Genomic DNA, 15,442 nt, shown 5'->3' with positions numbered 1-15,442 from the left:
GCAAAAAGCCCTTCGCCCCGCCAGGGACGAAGGGCTTCCGCGGTTCCACCCTGCTTGGGAAATTACTTCCCCACTCTGCCAGCGCCAGACAGCGCTTTAGCCTTTAACGGAGCCACCCGTTACGGCCTACTGACCTTCGGCCGTACAGCTCCCGGGGGCACTTCAGCACCCGCCGGCCTGGGACCACTTCCAGCCTCCGGTGATCCCTCTCTGGAGGCGGCTTATGGCGCCTACTCTTCCCGTTCCTCGCCTTTAGCCCTTTCGTGCCTATTATAAATCCCTATCTTTAACCTTGTCAAGGAAGTTCCGGCAGAAGCAACACCGTGGCCAGGGCCGCAATACCTTCTCCCCGGCCGGCAAAACCCAGCCCCTCAGTGGTAGTGGCCTTTATACTGATCTTTTTCACCGGTACGCTCAATATCTCGGCAATTTTTTCCCGCATGGCCGGTATATGGGGAGCTAAGCGCGGTCGCTGGGCCACAACTACACAATCGGCATTGGCTAGGTGATAACCCAATTTAGTAACCTTCTGCCACACTTCTTGCAATAGCAACGAGCTCGCTACGCCAGCAAAACGAGGATCGTTCTCCGGAAAATGCTGGCCTATGTCGCCCAAGGCTACTGCTCCGAGCAGAGCATCGGCCAGGGCATGTAGCAGCACATCCGCATCGGAATGCCCTGCCAGTCCCAGATCATAGGGAATTTCTACCCCGCCGAGGATGAGCTTTCTCCCCTCCACCAAGGGGTGCACATCAAAACCTAGACCTATGCGCATTATATGTTTCACACCCCCTTAAAGTGCCGGAGTAGCTCCCCGGCCGGTCCCCCAGGAGATTCCCTGGTAGCGAGCAAAATTGTCGCTAGGATCAGGTCTGTTGGGGTAGTAACTTTGATGTTATTGTAATCCCCTAATACCAACTTTACTGGATAGCCGCATTTCTCCACTAAAGAAGCATCGTCGGTAACCTGCCAGCCCTGGGCTAGCCCCCTGGTGTAGGCTTCCACCAGCCACTCGCGGCGAAATACCTGAGGTGTCTGGGCAGCCCACAGGCCCTCTCGCACCAGGGTGCTCTCCACCAGGCCTTGCTCATTCCCCCGTTTGATGGTATCCTGGACGGGTACAGCTGCTACCGCAGCTCCTACCTTTTCTGCCGCTGCTACCACCCTATCCAAAAGTTCCGCAGTTAGAAGGGGTCGGGCTGCATCGTGCACAGCCACTAGATCTGTATCCTGGGGCAGGCGTTGTAGTCCCTGGTAAACAGAATCCTGGCGTTCTTTCCCTCCTTCTACGAGGGCTCTAATTTTGGTATACCTGTTTTCGGCAATAATCTTCCGGCATTGTTCCATGTCTTCTTGCCGGGTAATCACTACGATAGCCTGCACCAAAGGTGAACGTTCTAGCACGTCTAGGCTGTAAGTTATTAAAGGTTTTCCCTTTAGGCTTAAGTAAACTTTATTGCCACCGGCCCCCACCCGTTTACCCTGTCCTGCTGCCGCTACCAGGGCAGTTAAGAAAGGCACTGATATTCTCCCCGCTCCAAGGGTGGATGCTGGGCGTTGTTTTTGCGCTCTAGCACTTTGGGTCGGGCAAAGATCATCCGGCCGGCAGAGGTCTGTAAGACGCTCGTAACCAGTACCGCTATGGACTGGCCGATGTAGCGGCGACCGTTTTCCACCACGATCATGGTGCCGTCGTCCAGATAGCCTACACCTTGCCCGGCTTCTTTGCCGTCCTTGATAACCTGGATGGTCATTTCCTCGCCGGGCAGGACTATAGGTTTAACTGCGTTGGCCAGCTCGTTTATGTTTAACACCCGTACCCCCTGGAGTTCAGCCACTTTATTCAGATTATAATCGTTGGTCACTATGGGGGCCTTTAATTTTTGAGCCAGGCGGACCAATTTGCTATCCACTTCCGTCAGGTCCTCAAAATCTTCCTCATAGATTTTGACGTTCACACCTAACTCTTTACGAATTTTATTAAGAATGTCCAGACCCCGGCGGCCGCGGTTACGCTTTAATATATCCGAGGAATCAGCTATATGGCGCAGCTCTTCCAGGACAAAGCTAGGGATAATCATAGTGCCTTCTAAGAAACCGGTCTCAATCACATCAGCGATGCGGCCATCGATAATGACGCTGGTATCCAGTATTTTAGCTCCGCTACGATAATTCTCCCCTTTAGCTTTATCTTTAGCGCTTAACTTGGGTAAAAAAGCAAACAAACCCCAGATTTCTTCTCGCCTTTTGGTCCCCAAGCTCCAGCCCAGATAACCTAAAAAGATGCTCCCCACCATGGAAATATAATGGCCTATAAATGGCAGGTGGATAAAGGACGCCCCTAAAAGATTAGCAATAATAAGACCGAGAATAAGTCCCATGGCGCCGCTCACAATCTCCTGGGCCGACAGGCGCTGCAGCCTTCCCTCCAGCCAGCGAAGGGATTGGATAATAAGACTTATCAAACGGGAAGACATGCCAAAACCGGCTAAACCGGAAAGAACCGTAATCAACCCTAGAAGCGGCCATTTGATGCCCGGTGGTCCCGTAATCCACAAGGAAAGGCCTGCTTGAGCCAGGGAAAACCCGATGGTGGCCATGGCCAAGGAAATACCAGTACGTATAAGACGATAAACCATTATCTCACCTACTCCTTTTTTCTCCTTCTCGATTATTCCTCACCTACCCCCATATTATACCAACTCCTTTTTGTTTTCTTCATTATAACAGATATTTGCAATGCTGGCAAACTCGACCGCCTTCTGGATTTGGCCCGCTCTATCCAAAGACGAAACAGGTTCAAAACTAGAGATAAACCAGCATCGGCCTTCGGTTGACAGCCTCCAACCCCTTGCTTATAATTAGCCTGAAGGGGGGAAAAGACCCATGTCCGATCTCCTATGCGACCGTTTTCAAGAGATGGTAGCTCAATATACCATTAGGCATAAAAGCATTCTAGATATACTCTCTAAAGCTCAAGAAGCCCATGCCCGCGTACACCGGGCTGTAGTTAAAGCAGTAACTAATTGCGGCTGCATCCAGATCCGGGCCGAAAAACAGGCCCTTCCACCTGACATAAGTTTAGCCGATCTCTCATCCCTCCTCACTAACCACCTCTCAGGCGAACTCTGCTCCGATTGCAGGGAAACCGTAGAAGAGGAACTCGGCAAGCTCTTCCTCTATCTTACCGCCCTTTGTAACAGCCTCGGCATCAGCCTGACAACTGTACTTGATAAGGAACAGGACAAACTCAGCACCTTGCGTTTCTTTAGCCTTACTTAGCTCTTTTTGAAAGCCAGGCGCAAACCCTGAGTTATGCTGCGCACAAAACATATTTCCCCTTCCGGACGGGGGAAGGCGTTTTTGTTCCCTTCTGGGACTATAAAATGGTAAAAACCTAGACGCCGAGCCTCTTCCACCCTCTTTTCGACCTGGGCCACTGCTCGTACTTCGCCGGCCAGGCCAACTTCTCCTAAAACCAGGAGATGAGGGTCGAGGGGTTCTTCTTTTATGCTAGAAGCAATGGCCAAACATATAGCCAGATCGGCTGCCGGCTCGCTAATATTAATTCCACCGGCCACATTTAGGTAAACATCATAACTGCTTAAAGGGAAATTAGCCCTCTTTTCCAGGACTGCCACCAACAACAAAGCCCGGTTATAATCCAGTCCTGTGGCCAGCCGCCTGGGATGGCCAAAGCTGGTCCGGGTAACTAAAGCCTGGACCTCCAATAATAAAGGACGGGTTCCTTCTAAGCAGGCCGTAACTACCGAACCCGCCACTCCCTGGGGCCGCTCGGCCAACAATATTTCCGAAGGGTTGGGGACCTCTACCAGCCCTTGAGATGTCATAGCAAAAACCCCAAGCTCATTGGTAGAGCCAAAGCGGTTTTTGGCAGCCCGCAAAAGGCGATAGGCCTGCAACCCCTCCCCTTCCAGATAAAGCACACAATCTACCAGGTGTTCCAGCAGCTTGGGTCCGGCTAGAAACCCGTCCTTGGTAATATGCCCCACCAAGATTACAGCCGGGCCGCCTTGCTTGGCCGCTCGCAAAAAAGCGTAGGTTGACTCCCGCACTTGAGAAAGGCTGCCCGCTGCTGCCGGTATTTCCGGCAAAAAAACCGTTTGGATTGAATCTACAACTAATAGTACCGGCTTTAAGGTTTCCACTTGTTCCAGGATAGCTTGAACGTTCGTCTCGGTCAAAAGATAAATGGACGAAGAAACAAGCCCCAGTCGTTCAGCCCGCAGGCGCGTCTGGCCCAGGGATTCTTCCCCGGAGACGTAAAGGACCGCCCCATACCTTTGGGCTATAGAATGGGCCAATTGAAGCAAGAGGGTTGATTTACCCATGCCCGGCGCCCCGCCCACCAGGGTCAAGGACCCAGGGACGAGACCCCCTCCCAGAACCCGGTCCCATTCCCTTAAACCCGATGTGAGGCGCGCTTCGTCAAGCTCAGGCGCCTGGAGTAAAGCTACAGGGGCTGTTCTATGTCCTGCCGGAGACCTGGCATCCCCGGAGATAACCCCCATTTCCCTGGCCAGGGTATCCCATCCTCCGCAAACCGGGCAGCGCCCCAACCAGTTGACGCTTTCGTAGCCGCAAGCCTGGCAAACAAAGCGAACCTTGTTCTTAATGGGCCCTTACCTCCTCTAGGGTTGCTGGCCTTTAGGGGTCCTGCTACGCCTTCGGTGCCAGCCTAAATATTCCTTTACTCGATTAACTGTTAAATTCACTATCTGATCTTCGCTAATGCCGGCTCCCCGCACCACCTGCCAAGCTCGTACAAAATTACCTACAGCAGTGTAGATATGGGCATCGCTGGACACCACTACCGGTATTTTATGTTGCTTGGCCAAGCGAGCCAGTTGCTGGCAGCGCGGGAGGCTTCCCGGTCGACTGATGGAAAAGGAGTTATTGTTAAACTCCAATGCCTTGTTGGTGGCAGCGGCTGCCTGGGCCACCGCCTCCAGGTCCAAGGGAAAATCTGGATTGCCGGGGTGGACGAGTATGTGAACATAAGGGTTGTTCAAAGCGGCTATAGCGGCCCGGGTATATTCCTCCTGGCTGCGACCGTCAAAGCCGGTGTCCAGGTGGAAACCTGCTAAAACTATGTCCAATTTTTCCAATATTTTTTCTGGTACATCCAGGTGCCCTTCGTCATCGATAATGTTAGCTTCCACTCCCCGCAATATCTCTACTTCCCCTATTTTGCGCGGCAGGGCCACCAGGTTGTGGAAATAATGTTCATGGGGACCGCCCGGCATTTTAAGCCCGTGGTCGGTAATGGCGATCATTTTTAACCCTTTTTCACCAGCTGCTTCCGCCAATTCCTTGATTGTACTATAGGCGTGCCCGCTGGCAACGGTATGAATATGGAGATCGGCTTCACAATACATTTTTTTCGCCCCTTTTCTCCATTCTTGCCTCCTTACCTAAAGTATAGCGTAAGGGACAGCTCCTTGTCTTTTAAAATCGTCTTAAAAAACCAGGATTTATCAAGAAATAAATTTGCGTTGCATAAATAATTCTCCTGTTACGGGTAAATAATAATAGCGTCAGGGTCCATAGGGGCCGAGCCCAGAAGGTTACCGGGTCTTAAGTTTAAGGCTCGGTAACCTTCGGCCAAAGGTTGGTACCGGGTCATAGGGCTCGGTACCAGCCGGCGGGCAGATCACCGGTAGGTCCGTCAGGGCTTGCCGGCAGTCCAAGGATTGCCGGCAGGTCTGTAAGGATGACCGGTGGTCGAGCTAAGATAGTCTGGGATGCCGCAGGCTATTAGCTCTACGTTAATAAGCTGGAGGTCAGTAGTGGGTCGAGAGATCCATACTGGCTTCTAAGGTATCCTTGATCTATCGAGCTAAGGTTATGGCAAGTTCTGTAATGGTCTGCGGTAGTCGAAAGATTGCCGTGGGCTATGTAAGGATTTGTCATAGCCGGAGCAAAGGTCCTTATGGGCTCTTTTTACAAAGAAGGCCACTCTTTTTAGGGTGGCCTTCCGTATTTTAAAAAAATGGCCCAGATTTAAACTCTGGGCAAAGTAAGTATATATGATAAAAAGGAGGTCAGAGGACGCTTGGTTGAAGGGCTAGCGGGTGTCCTTTCAGGTGAAATTATAACTCATTACTGTTAAGACTCAATGTTGTTCTGATTAAGATTTCATTAATTTTGCGGCGCCCTGTTCCTCGCCGGCCTTTAAGTAAGTGTTTGGTCAGGGAAAAGAGGGCTTCGACTACTTCTGGATCGAACTGGGTACCACTACACCTCTCCACTTCCTGCATAGCGGCTGCCAGATGGCGCATCTTTTGATAGGGTCGAGGAGAGGTCATGGCATCAAAAGCATCAGCCAGGGCTATAATCCTGGCCCCCAGAGGGATCGCTGGCCCTATCAGGCCGCAGTAACCTCCCCCGTCCCATTTTTCATGATGATAAAGTATCATTTCTTTAATAGGCTTCCAGGCCTCTAAGTCCGGTAAAAGTTTACAGCCCTCCTCCGGGTGCCGGTACATCTTTTGCCATTCAGCAGGCGTTAACTCGCCTTTTTTATGTAAGGTGCTTTTAGGTATGCGAATTTTGCCGATATCGTGCACCAAGGCTCCTAAAAAGATCTGTTCTATCTCATCTTCAGGCAAACCGAGCTCGCCCGCCAGCTGATAGGCTATTGTTGCCACGTGAATGCTATGATTGTAGGTGAGGCGCGAGTGGCGGAACAATCGCTGTAATAAAACGGTGACGGTCTCGGCGATCACTTAGGTTAACATCCCTTTCTTCTCATTACTGCCCGTTAAAATAAAATAACCTTGCTTCAAGGGCAAGGCTATTTCCTCAGCGAGCCGGTAGCCTGGCGATCATAGCTTCCCTGCTGGAGGAGCCTTAGACCCATGGCTTTGTGCCCCTGCCTTTCGACAGGTTTACCCTGAAGCAGCTCACATTTCCTGTAAATGCTTTATTTTGTTTGGCGCTTATTTGTGGGATATGGAGGTTATTAACTTATTCGACACTATCACCCAAAATCCTACTCAATCTTTCCAGTTCCCACCCTTTCCCACCAAAATTTTTAAATCCAGCTCCCGGGCTAGGGTGTATACATATTTTTCCGCGCATCGGCGGCACAAAGTTTGGCTCCAAACATTGAGCAAATCCACCATGCAACCACAAAAGCTGCAAACTTTTTGGGGAAAGCTTTTGCGTATATACCATTGCCCATCTTCCCGGACCAGAAATTCTACTTCTTCGCCGGCGCGTATTTCTAATTGCTGCCGCATCTCCAGGGGCAAAGTTACTCGCCCTTTATCGTCTACTACTCGACGATAAATGACTTCCTGGCTTTTGTCCTGGTCAAAGCCCTCGCTCTTCTTCTCACGTAACCCGGTCACCCCCTTCCATGCCTTCCAGCAAGGGTATTACAAAATAAAAGTTGCTGCCCTTCCCCAAGGTGCTCTCCACCCCTACGGTGCCCCTGCAGGATTCCACCATGTGCTTGACAATGGCCAGGCCTAGACCTGTCCCTCCCATCTCTCGGGAACGGGCCTTATCCACCCGGTAAAACCTCTCGAAAACCCGCGCCAGGCTTTCTTTCGGTATGCCTATACCGGTATCCCTTACCTCCACCCGGGCCTTTCGCCCCTCCTGGAAGGCTACCACGGTCACCGAGCCTCCTCTGGGGGTATATTTAATACCGTTATCCAGGAGGTTGAGCAGGATCTGCTCCAGAAAATGTTCCGGCAAGCAGAGAGGCGGAAAGCCCTCCGGAATGTCCACCTTTAAATCTACCCCTTTTTCTTGAGCTAGGGGTCCTACGACCTCCAGGACCCGGTCCAGGGCTTGCTTCAAAGAGGCGCCTTTAGTTACAGGTTCAGGGGTATGGTGTTCCAGTCTGGAAAGGGTCAATAGGTCTTCTATGAGCTGCTGCAGGCGTCGGGCTTCACTGTTAATAATTCCCAAAAACCGGCGGCTAATCTTTTCATCTTCCAAGGCCCCTTCCAGGAGGGTTTCCACAAAGCCGCGGATAGAGGTTAAGGGGGTACGCAGTTCATGGGAAACATTGGCCACAAACTCTGTACGCATTTGCTCCAGGCGGCGAAGTTCGGTAATATCGCGAATGGATAGCACAGCACCGACGATTCGGCCCTGTTCGCCAATTATAGGGGCTCCATGAACTCTAAAAATGCGAGGAGAAGTGGGAAAAAGGCGCAGCTCTACTTCAGCCGGCTCTCCTTTATCCAAAATCTCCTTGGCCAGCCTGTCGACTTCATGGTTGCGAATTATTTCCAGCAAATACTTTTGCCTGGCTTCTTCTTCCCTCTTACCCAGCATTTCTTCTGCCGCCGGATTAAAAAACATCACCCGACCTACCTGATCTACGGCCAAGACGGCGTCTTTCATACTGGCCAGGATGGCCTTAATTTTATTTCTCTCATTGGAAATCTCGCGGATATTGCTGCGCAGGCGATCCACCATTTCATTTAAGTTCCGCGCCAGAAGACCCAATTCGTCATCCCCGTCCACCTCTATCCGCTGTTCCAGATCACCAGAGGCAATGCGCCTCGTGGCGGGAAGCATGATTTCTAAAGGGAGGAGGAGACTGCGGGCTAAAAAATAAGTACCCAGGGTCAAAAAAACCAGCATCATTAAAAAAAGCAGGAATAGCCAGCCTTTAAGGACCTTTAAGTCAGCCATCTCCAGCCAAGGGGTTAGGCCTGGCAGCCGATTCAGCAGCTTATACCACACCATATAGCGGATCATTAGATATGTCAACAATAAAATTAAAAAGGCCAGGGCGCCTATATTAAGGGCTAACTTACGTGCCAGGCGCTGCACTTATACCACCCCCAAGGCCTCATACTTCCTGCTCCGGCTTTCTAAAGGATCAAGGGCACTTTCCTTCCGGATCTGCTAACACTTTAGCCACAGCCACTACGTCGGGATCAAACTGGCTACCAGCATCCCGCTGCAAAACTTCCAGGGCCTCAGCCGGGGACCGGGTGCGCTGGTAAGGTCTGGGTGAAGTCATAGCATCAAAGGCATCGGCTACAGCAATGATACGGGCTGCCAGGGGAATTTCTGGTCCCTGGAGCCCATAGGGGTAGCCCCGGCCGTCATACCGCTCGTGGTGCAAGCCGGCCACTTCGGCCAGCTCCTTTAAATCAGAGATCTGGCTGAGCAGGGTTATGGTGCGTCCCGGATGCTTCTTGACTATTTGCCACTCGTCATTGTCCAAGGGTCCTGGTTTATCCAGTACCGCCCGCGGAACAGCTACTTTGCCGAAATCATGTAAAAGGCCAGCCATCTCCAATTTTTCCCTCTCTTCCTCGCCCACACCCAGACACCTGGCCAATTTAACGGCATACGCCGCCACCCGCTGGGAATGGCCTCCGGTATAGCCATGCTTGGCATCAATAATTTGGGAAAAGAGGGCAACACTGCCCTTTAAGGTCTGATTTGGAGAAAATTCCACCGGAGGTAGTTCTTGCATAGCTGCCAGGATTGCCTTATCCAGGGCAGCATCAGTAGCTATGTACTCCCAGAAGGAAGTGGACATGAGATGGTCAAACTTCTGCCATAATTCTACGGGGTAACTTCTATCCGCCAGGCGGGCCATGCCTGTACGGATTTTATCCCAAGCCTTAATAGGTGCCACCCGTAGATGGAGATCAAAAACATCGCTAATATTTATTAGTAGTGCGCCGGGAGCGATTTCTTGGCCTTTCAATCCCCGCGGAAACCCTGAACCGTCCCAGTGCTCGTGATGTTCCTCCACCAGCCTAGCTACCCTTTCTCCTAGGCCAGGCAGCAGGCGCACCATAGCCGCGCCCCGCTGGGGGTGCTGGCGTATTTCGGGGTCCTCTTCAGCCCCCGGTTTGAGCGCCCGGTGAACAATATGGTCAGGTAACCCAATGCCTCCCAAATCGTGGAGCAGGCCAGCATAAAAAATAAAGGGTTCTTCCGCCGGCATAAGTTCCCGTGCCAGCTCCCTGGCTATCAAAGCTACTCGCCAGGCATGATAGAGTTTATGATCGTCTTCCATATCCAGCACTGTGGCCAGAGCGGCAATAAGCTCGCAAAAGGGGCGGTCTGGAGAACAACCCATGGGTGGACCTCCTCGTACTTAATAAAAAATCGCCCTTTACGCTGATCTTTTGATCACGATAAAGAGCGATCTACTTCCATCCCCGGCCGCTTTTAGTCTCCTCTATAAGTTGAATCTTTTTTTACTCCTTTTCCACTGCTTTATTCAGATCCTCGATGAGCTTATCCACATCGATGCCGTGGGCCAGGGCACCTTGTTCTATATTTTCGAAGCGTGCTGCTGCGCACCCCAGACATCCCATACCATGTTGCATAAAAACAGGGACAGTCTCGGGATATTTGCTTACCACCTCAGTAATACTCATGCTCTTGGTAATGGTCAAGATCCTCACCTCCGGTTATTTACGTTTAAGGGGGGCTGGCGGGAGTGTGTGGGAATCGAACCCACCGCGCCCGAGGTTACCCCGCGCGCCAGCTGGATTTGAAGTCCAGGCAGGCCACCAGGCCCGATCCACCCCCGCTTAAGGCTGCACAGCTTATTTTAACATAAACTAGCCCTTTAAGCAAGGAACCCCCCTAAAATACCCTAGCCGCCTAGGTAAGCCCTTTTAACCTCTTCACTTCCTGTTAGTTCAGAGGCAGGCCCGGCCAGCACAATCCGCCCCGTCTCCAAAACGTATCCCCGGTGGGCTACCTGCAGGGCCATGTGGGCGTTTTGTTCTACTAGCAGTATGGTGGTTCCGCTATGACTGATTTCCTGAATTATGGAGAATATCTCCTTTACTAAAAGGGGAGCCAACCCCATAGAGGGTTCATCCAGCAGCAAAAGTTTAGGCCTAGTCATCAGAGCCCGGCCAATGGCTAGCATCTGTTGTTCTCCGCCCGAGAGAGTGCCGGCTAGCTGCCTCTGCCTTTCTTTCAAGCGCGGAAAGCGACGCCAAACCTCCTCCAGGGCAGCCTGTATTTTTCTTCTATCCCGGTTTAAATAAGCCCCCAGCTCCAGGTTTTCTAACACTGTAAGGTTGGGGAATATCCTCCTCCCCTCCGGGACATGGGAAATTCCCATTTTGACCACTTGCTGGGGGGAAAGCCGGTGCAGGGGATGGCCCTGAAAGACTATTTCCCCCTCCTGAGGGCGGACCAGGCCCGAAATAGCCTTTAGGGTGGTGCTTTTACCTGCACCGTTGGCCCCAATGAGGGTTACTATCTCTCCTGGGTTAACCTCTAAAGATATCCCTTTTAAAGCGTGGATGGCTCCGTAGTAAACATGGACATCTTTAAGCACTAGCAAAGGCAGAAGCCACCTCCTCGCCCAGGTAAGCCTCGATAACCCGGGGGTGGCGGTGAATTTCCTCAGGTGTACCTTGGGCAATTACCTCCCCGTAATCCAGGACATAAATCCTTTCACAGAGGTTCATTACTAGAGACATATCGTGCTCGATTAAAAGAATGGTTAGGGCAAATTTTTCGCGCAGCCAGCGGATAAAATCCATTAAAGTCTGGGTTTCCTGAGGATTCATGCCGGCTGCCGGCTCGTCCAAGAGGAGAAGTCGCGGCCGGGCGGCCAGGGCCCTGGCAATCTCTAACCTGCGCTGCTCGCCATAAGGCAAGTTTTTAGCTTTTTCGCCAGCATAGGCTGTAAGATCAAACAAATGCAGCAATTCTTCTGCCCTTCGCCTCATCTCCTCTTCCCCGCGATAATAAGAGGGAAGGCGAACGATAGCCCCGAGTAGCGGGTAACCGCTGTGCCAGTGGTAGGCTATCATGATGTTGTCCAGTACGCTTAACTCCCCAAAAAGGCGGATATTCTGGAAGGTCCGAGCTATGCCCAACTTGGTTATTTGGAAGGGGCGTAAACCCACCAGGCTACGGTCTTCCCAAAGAATATCGCCGGCATCGGGCCGATAAAGGCCGGTTAATAGATTAAAAACCGTTGTTTTGCCGGCACCATTGGGCCCGATGAGGCCCACTAACTCGCCCTCTTGGATTTGGAGGTTGACCCGAGAGACAGCCGCCAAACCTCCAAAATAAAGGGTCAGATCTTTAGTTTCTAGCAGCGCCACGGATTTCATTCCGTCCTTCCCTTAGCCAGTTAAGGGTAATCTCCCGGGTTCCCATAAGACCCTGGGGCCGGAAAATCATCACTAGAACTAACAACAGAGCATAAACGACCATCCGCAACAGGGCCAGGTCTTGCAGCAAAGCATTGACCAATGTTATTCCCATAGCCGCTAAAATAGAGCCGCTCAAGCTGCCCAGCCCTCCCAGGACTACCATGACCAGAATGTCGAAGGAGCGTAAAAAGGAAAATGTGCCGGGCTGTATGAGGTAAAAGTAGTGAGCATAAAGGGCTCCCGCTACCCCACCAAAAAAAGCACCTATGGTAAAGGCTACGACCTTATAAAAAGTAGTATTTATGCCCATAGTCTCCGCTGCAATTTCATTTTCCCTGACCGCACGACAGGCCCGGCCGTGAGTAGAATTGAGAAAGTGTTTGATGATGACCACCGTAAGCACTGTGGTAAAATAAAGCCAGGCCCAGTTGGTGAGGCGAGGTATACCCATAATGCCAGCGGCCCCACCTACATATTCTATATTGACGGCCAGCCCCCGGATAATTTCGCCGAAGCCCAGGGTAGCTATGGCCAGATAGTCGCCCCTGAGCCGCAGAGTAGGCAAGCCTATGAGCACGCCGGCCAACGCTGCAGCCAGGGCTCCAGCCACCAACCCCAGGGCCAAGGGTTGTCCCAATTTCAGGGTAAAAATAGTGGACACATAAGCGCCGATGGCCATGAAGCCAGCATGCCCCAGGGCCAGCTGACCCGTGAAGCCCACAATGAGATTAAGGCTAGTGGCTAGGATAATATTGATACCCAATAGCATGAGGTTGACTTCCTGAAATTTGCCGATGATACCCTGCCGAAAAAGCAGGTCTACTAGAAAATAGATAGCGATAAGGACCAAAAAAATGGCTATATTTTTGCTCCTCAACCAACCCATGGCTTCTCGCCTCATTCAAACTTCAAACTGTAATAGCCTTTACACTTTTTCAATGGTGTGTTTCCCTAAGAGGCCTGCCGGCCTGAAAAGCAAAACAAGAATAAGCAAAAAGAAAACAACCGGGTCTCGGAGTTCGCTGGTCCAGTAACCGGCGACCAGGGCTTCAATAATTCCCAGGAAAAAGCCTCCGGTCAAAGCCCCCGGGATTAAGCCTATACCGCCTATAACTGCCGCTACAAAGGCCTTCAAGCCCGGCATCAAGCCCATAAGGGGATGGATAGTATTATAGTAAAGTCCTAAAAGAACACCAGCCACTGCTGCAAAGGCGGACCCCAGAGCAAAGGTCAGGGAAATAATACTATCCACGTTGATACCCATTAGAGCCGCGGCTTCCTTATCAAAGGCTACAGCCCTCATGGCTTTCCCGGCTTTGGTATAGTGCACGATATATTGCAAAATAACCATGATCAGAAAAGTAATGGCTAGGATAAGGAGCTGCATGCTGGTAAAGCGCACCATACCGCCTAGTAAAGTGTAGGTCCTATTAGTAATAATTCCCAAGGGAAAAGAACGGTAGTCCGTACCCAGTAACCACAGGCCGCCATTTTCTAAGAAAAGGGAAACGCCTATGGCCGTGATTAAAGCGGCCAGCCGCGGGGCTTGGCGCAGAGGCCGGTAAGCAATTCTTTCAATGATCATCCCCAGCAGGGCGGACCCGGCCATGGCCAGCAGCAGAGCGACAAAGATGTTGAGCTTGAGCCTTGTAACGGCAAAAAAAGCAATGTAGGCCCCTACCATGAGCACATCGCCGTGGGCAAAATTAATTAACTGGATAATGCCGTAAACCATGGTATAACCTAGGGCTATCAAGGCGTAAATGCTACCTAAGGTCAAGCCGTTGACCAATTGTTGCAGCAGCTCTGCCAACTTTTGCCACTCCTCTTGTTTTTGGCCCAGGTAAGAAATCCAATGAGGGGGTTTAGACCCCCCCATTGGCCTTGATGATAATGTCTTATTCTACTTTAAGCTGCGGCGCCAACTTCTTAGCTTTTAGGGTCTGCTTACCATCCACCAGGGCAATGATGGCCACTTCTTTTACCGGGTTGTGATAAGCATCCATGGTGATCTTACCGGTGATACCTTGGAAGTCCTTGGTGGCAGCCAAAGCATCCTTAATGGCTACCGGATCAGCTTTACCTGCGCGCTTTATGGCATCGGCCAAAAGATAAGCTGTCTCATAACCTAAAGCAGCGAAGGAATCCGGCTCAGCATTGTATTTGGCCTTGTAAGCCTTGACAAAGGCCTGCACTTTTTCACTAGGATCAGCCGAAGAGTAGTGGTTGGTAAAGTAGGTATCCTTCAGGTTCTGGGCCCCACCAGCATACTTCACCAGTTCCGGAGAATCCCAACCATCAGCTCCCAGCATAGGCACCTTGATGCCTAATTCACGGGCCTGAGCGACGATCTTGCCCACCTTTTCATAATACGCGGGGAGGTAAATGAGCTCGGCCCCGGCCTGGGCTACTTTGGTAAGGAGCGGCCGGAAATCCTGATCGTCTTTACCAAAGCTTCCCTCTGCTACTACCTGTCCGCCGAGCCTAGTGAATTCATCTTTAAACACTTTGTAGAGACCTTTGCTGTAATCATTGGTATTGTCATAGAGGATAGCCGCTTTCTTGACCCCCAGCTCTTTAAAGGCGAACTCGGCTCCCACTACGGCTTGGGGAGGATCTGTAAAGCAGGTACGGAAAATAAAGTCGCGCACCTTCTTGCTCTGCGGGTCATAAGTCACATCCAGGGCAGTGGCTGAGGGCGAAATAAGGGGAACTTTATTGTCCGTTACTACGGGTATGGAGGCTTTGGTAGCGCCGGTAGTTGCCGGACCCAAGATGGCCACCACCTTTTCCTGAGTTACCAGCTTGGTGGCCACGCTCATAGCTTCCTCTGGCTTGCTGGCGTTATCCCGGACTACCGGTTCTAACTTTTTGCCCAGGACGCCTCCGGCCTGGTTAATCTCTTCAAAGGCTAAAAGGATACCGTTTTTAATAGCGGTACCATAAGTAGCTACTTCGCCGGAGAGCTCTAGATTCAGCCCTACTTTAATAACCTCGGCTGTACCTTTCTCTGCCGGCTGCCCGCTTGCCTTGTCGCTTTGTTTAGCTTGCCCACAGGCTGCCAGAAGCGCTAAGAGCAACAGGGAAACTACCAGAAGAAATACTTTCCTTAAACTCTTCACTCTACAGGACCCCCTTTTTAATTTATTCTTGCGCCCTTATGCACACTTTGCCTTATTATAAACCCGCTCCGGATCAACTGTCAATTGCCAGTTGCCTCCCGAAGCTGTCAAGTGGAGCTAGGTAATTTTTTTGATTTTGTTTGTCTCCAATGGTAAGTGGGTATTTATGTATAGTAT

At 51.3% G+C, this 15,442-nt stretch carries 16 protein-coding genes, 1 tRNA gene, 1 riboswitch and 1 other annotated feature; of the genes, 1 reads left to right on the top strand and 16 read right to left on the bottom strand.

The genetic code is table 11. From position 1 onward, the window contains the following. Positions 1-19: 19 nt before the first annotated feature. Positions 20-256, bottom strand: a binding site (T-box leader). Positions 257-295: 39 nt separating this feature from the next. From ispF to AC1BI1_RS07955, 3 genes are read right to left on the bottom strand one after another with little or no spacing between them, the layout of a single operon-like run. After that, on the bottom strand, positions 296-775 hold the full coding sequence (gene ispF, locus AC1BI1_RS07965) for a 2-C-methyl-D-erythritol 2,4-cyclodiphosphate synthase (RefSeq protein WP_476716761.1): 480 nt from the start codon (positions 773-775) through the stop codon (positions 296-298). A gap of 8 nt (positions 776-783) precedes the next feature. Further along, complete coding sequence (gene ispD, locus AC1BI1_RS07960) at positions 784-1,521, bottom strand: 2-C-methyl-D-erythritol 4-phosphate cytidylyltransferase (RefSeq protein WP_476716760.1); 738 nt, start codon at positions 1,519-1,521, stop codon at positions 784-786. Further along, entirely contained in the window at positions 1,509-2,639 is a 1,131-nt protein-coding gene (locus AC1BI1_RS07955) for a PIN/TRAM domain-containing protein (RefSeq protein WP_476716759.1), read from the bottom strand. Before AC1BI1_RS07955 ends, ispD begins: the two co-directional genes overlap by 13 nt. Before the next feature lie 247 nt (positions 2,640-2,886). On the opposite strand from AC1BI1_RS07955, the gene AC1BI1_RS07950 reads away from it, so the two are divergent. Next, positions 2,887-3,282 carry a DUF1573 domain-containing protein gene (locus tag AC1BI1_RS07950; RefSeq protein WP_476716758.1) on the top strand — a complete coding sequence of 132 codons (396 nt, stop codon included), beginning with the start codon at positions 2,887-2,889 and terminating at the stop codon, positions 3,280-3,282. Here the strand turns inward: AC1BI1_RS07950 and radA are convergent. The 13 genes from radA to AC1BI1_RS07885 all read right to left on the bottom strand — a co-directional run bounded on the left by radA (position 3,279) and on the right by AC1BI1_RS07885 (position 15,265). Next, positions 3,279-4,637: a DNA repair protein RadA gene (gene radA, locus AC1BI1_RS07945; protein WP_476716842.1), complete on the bottom strand. Its 1,359-nt coding sequence runs from the start codon at positions 4,635-4,637 to the stop codon at positions 3,279-3,281. The genes AC1BI1_RS07950 and radA overlap by 4 nt on opposite strands. 15 nt (positions 4,638-4,652) lie before the next feature. After that, on the bottom strand, positions 4,653-5,399 hold the full coding sequence (locus tag AC1BI1_RS07940; RefSeq protein WP_476716757.1) for a phosphatase: 747 nt from the start codon (positions 5,397-5,399) through the stop codon (positions 4,653-4,655). A 714-nt stretch (positions 5,400-6,113) separates the two neighbouring features. Beyond that, entirely contained in the window at positions 6,114-6,749 is a 636-nt protein-coding gene (locus AC1BI1_RS07935) for an HD-GYP domain-containing protein (protein ID WP_476716756.1), read from the bottom strand. An 83-nt stretch (positions 6,750-6,832) separates the two neighbouring features. Then, positions 6,833-6,926, bottom strand: a riboswitch (cyclic di-GMP riboswitch). Between the two features lie 93 nt (positions 6,927-7,019). Further along, the gene (locus AC1BI1_RS07930) at positions 7,020-7,376 is read right to left on the bottom strand and encodes an AbrB/MazE/SpoVT family DNA-binding domain-containing protein (protein WP_476716755.1); all 357 of its coding nucleotides are present in this window, start codon (positions 7,374-7,376) and stop codon (positions 7,020-7,022) included. After that, positions 7,360-8,820 carry a two-component system histidine kinase PnpS gene (gene pnpS / locus AC1BI1_RS07925; protein ID WP_476716754.1) on the bottom strand — a complete coding sequence of 487 codons (1,461 nt, stop codon included), beginning with the start codon at positions 8,818-8,820 and terminating at the stop codon, positions 7,360-7,362. The genes AC1BI1_RS07930 and pnpS overlap by 17 nt, the downstream gene beginning before the upstream one ends. A 49-nt stretch (positions 8,821-8,869) precedes the next feature. Further along, complete coding sequence (locus AC1BI1_RS07920) at positions 8,870-10,090, bottom strand: HD-GYP domain-containing protein (protein ID WP_476716753.1); 1,221 nt, start codon at positions 10,088-10,090, stop codon at positions 8,870-8,872. Between the two features lie 121 nt (positions 10,091-10,211). Further along, complete coding sequence (locus AC1BI1_RS07915; protein WP_476716752.1) at positions 10,212-10,412, bottom strand: DUF1858 domain-containing protein; 201 nt, start codon at positions 10,410-10,412, stop codon at positions 10,212-10,214. Between the two features lie 36 nt (positions 10,413-10,448). Then, positions 10,449-10,548, bottom strand: a tRNA-Sec gene (locus AC1BI1_RS07910). Between the two features lie 67 nt (positions 10,549-10,615). Beyond that, entirely contained in the window at positions 10,616-11,320 is a 705-nt protein-coding gene (locus AC1BI1_RS07905; protein ID WP_476716751.1) for an ABC transporter ATP-binding protein, read from the bottom strand. Continuing rightward, positions 11,307-12,092 (bottom strand): ABC transporter ATP-binding protein, encoded by a 786-nt coding sequence (locus tag AC1BI1_RS07900; protein WP_476716841.1) that lies wholly within the window; start codon positions 12,090-12,092, stop codon positions 11,307-11,309. Before AC1BI1_RS07900 ends, AC1BI1_RS07905 begins: the two co-directional genes overlap by 14 nt. Beyond that, positions 12,073-13,029: a branched-chain amino acid ABC transporter permease gene (locus AC1BI1_RS07895; protein WP_476716750.1), complete on the bottom strand. Its 957-nt coding sequence runs from the start codon at positions 13,027-13,029 to the stop codon at positions 12,073-12,075. The genes AC1BI1_RS07900 and AC1BI1_RS07895 overlap by 20 nt, the downstream gene beginning before the upstream one ends. Before the next feature lie 39 nt (positions 13,030-13,068). Next, positions 13,069-13,956, bottom strand: coding sequence for a branched-chain amino acid ABC transporter permease (locus AC1BI1_RS07890; RefSeq protein WP_476716749.1), 888 nt, complete (start codon positions 13,954-13,956; stop codon positions 13,069-13,071). 85 nt (positions 13,957-14,041) lie between these two features. Beyond that, entirely contained in the window at positions 14,042-15,265 is a 1,224-nt protein-coding gene (locus AC1BI1_RS07885; RefSeq protein ID WP_476716748.1) for an ABC transporter substrate-binding protein, read from the bottom strand. Positions 15,266-15,442 lie beyond the last annotated feature (177 nt).

This window comes from Thermanaeromonas sp. DSM 22490 (assembly GCF_056378755.1).
The sequence above is the reverse complement of the archived record's forward strand: the minus strand, read 5'-3'. Positions and strand labels throughout refer to the sequence as shown.

Coding starts and splice junctions, on each gene's coding strand:
- ispF (WP_476716761.1), bottom strand. CDS start 775: ATGCGCATAGGTCTAGGTTTTGATGTGCACCCCTTGGTGGAGGGGAGA.
- AC1BI1_RS07955 (WP_476716759.1), bottom strand. CDS start 2,639: ATGGTTTATCGTCTTATACGTACTGGTATTTCCTTGGCCATGGCCACC.
- AC1BI1_RS07950 (WP_476716758.1), top strand. CDS start 2,887: ATGTCCGATCTCCTATGCGACCGTTTTCAAGAGATGGTAGCTCAATAT.
- AC1BI1_RS07940 (WP_476716757.1), bottom strand. CDS start 5,399: ATGTATTGTGAAGCCGATCTCCATATTCATACCGTTGCCAGCGGGCAC.
- AC1BI1_RS07920 (WP_476716753.1), bottom strand. CDS start 10,090: ATGGGTTGTTCTCCAGACCGCCCCTTTTGCGAGCTTATTGCCGCTCTG.
- AC1BI1_RS07895 (WP_476716750.1), bottom strand. CDS start 13,029: ATGGGTTGGTTGAGGAGCAAAAATATAGCCATTTTTTTGGTCCTTATC.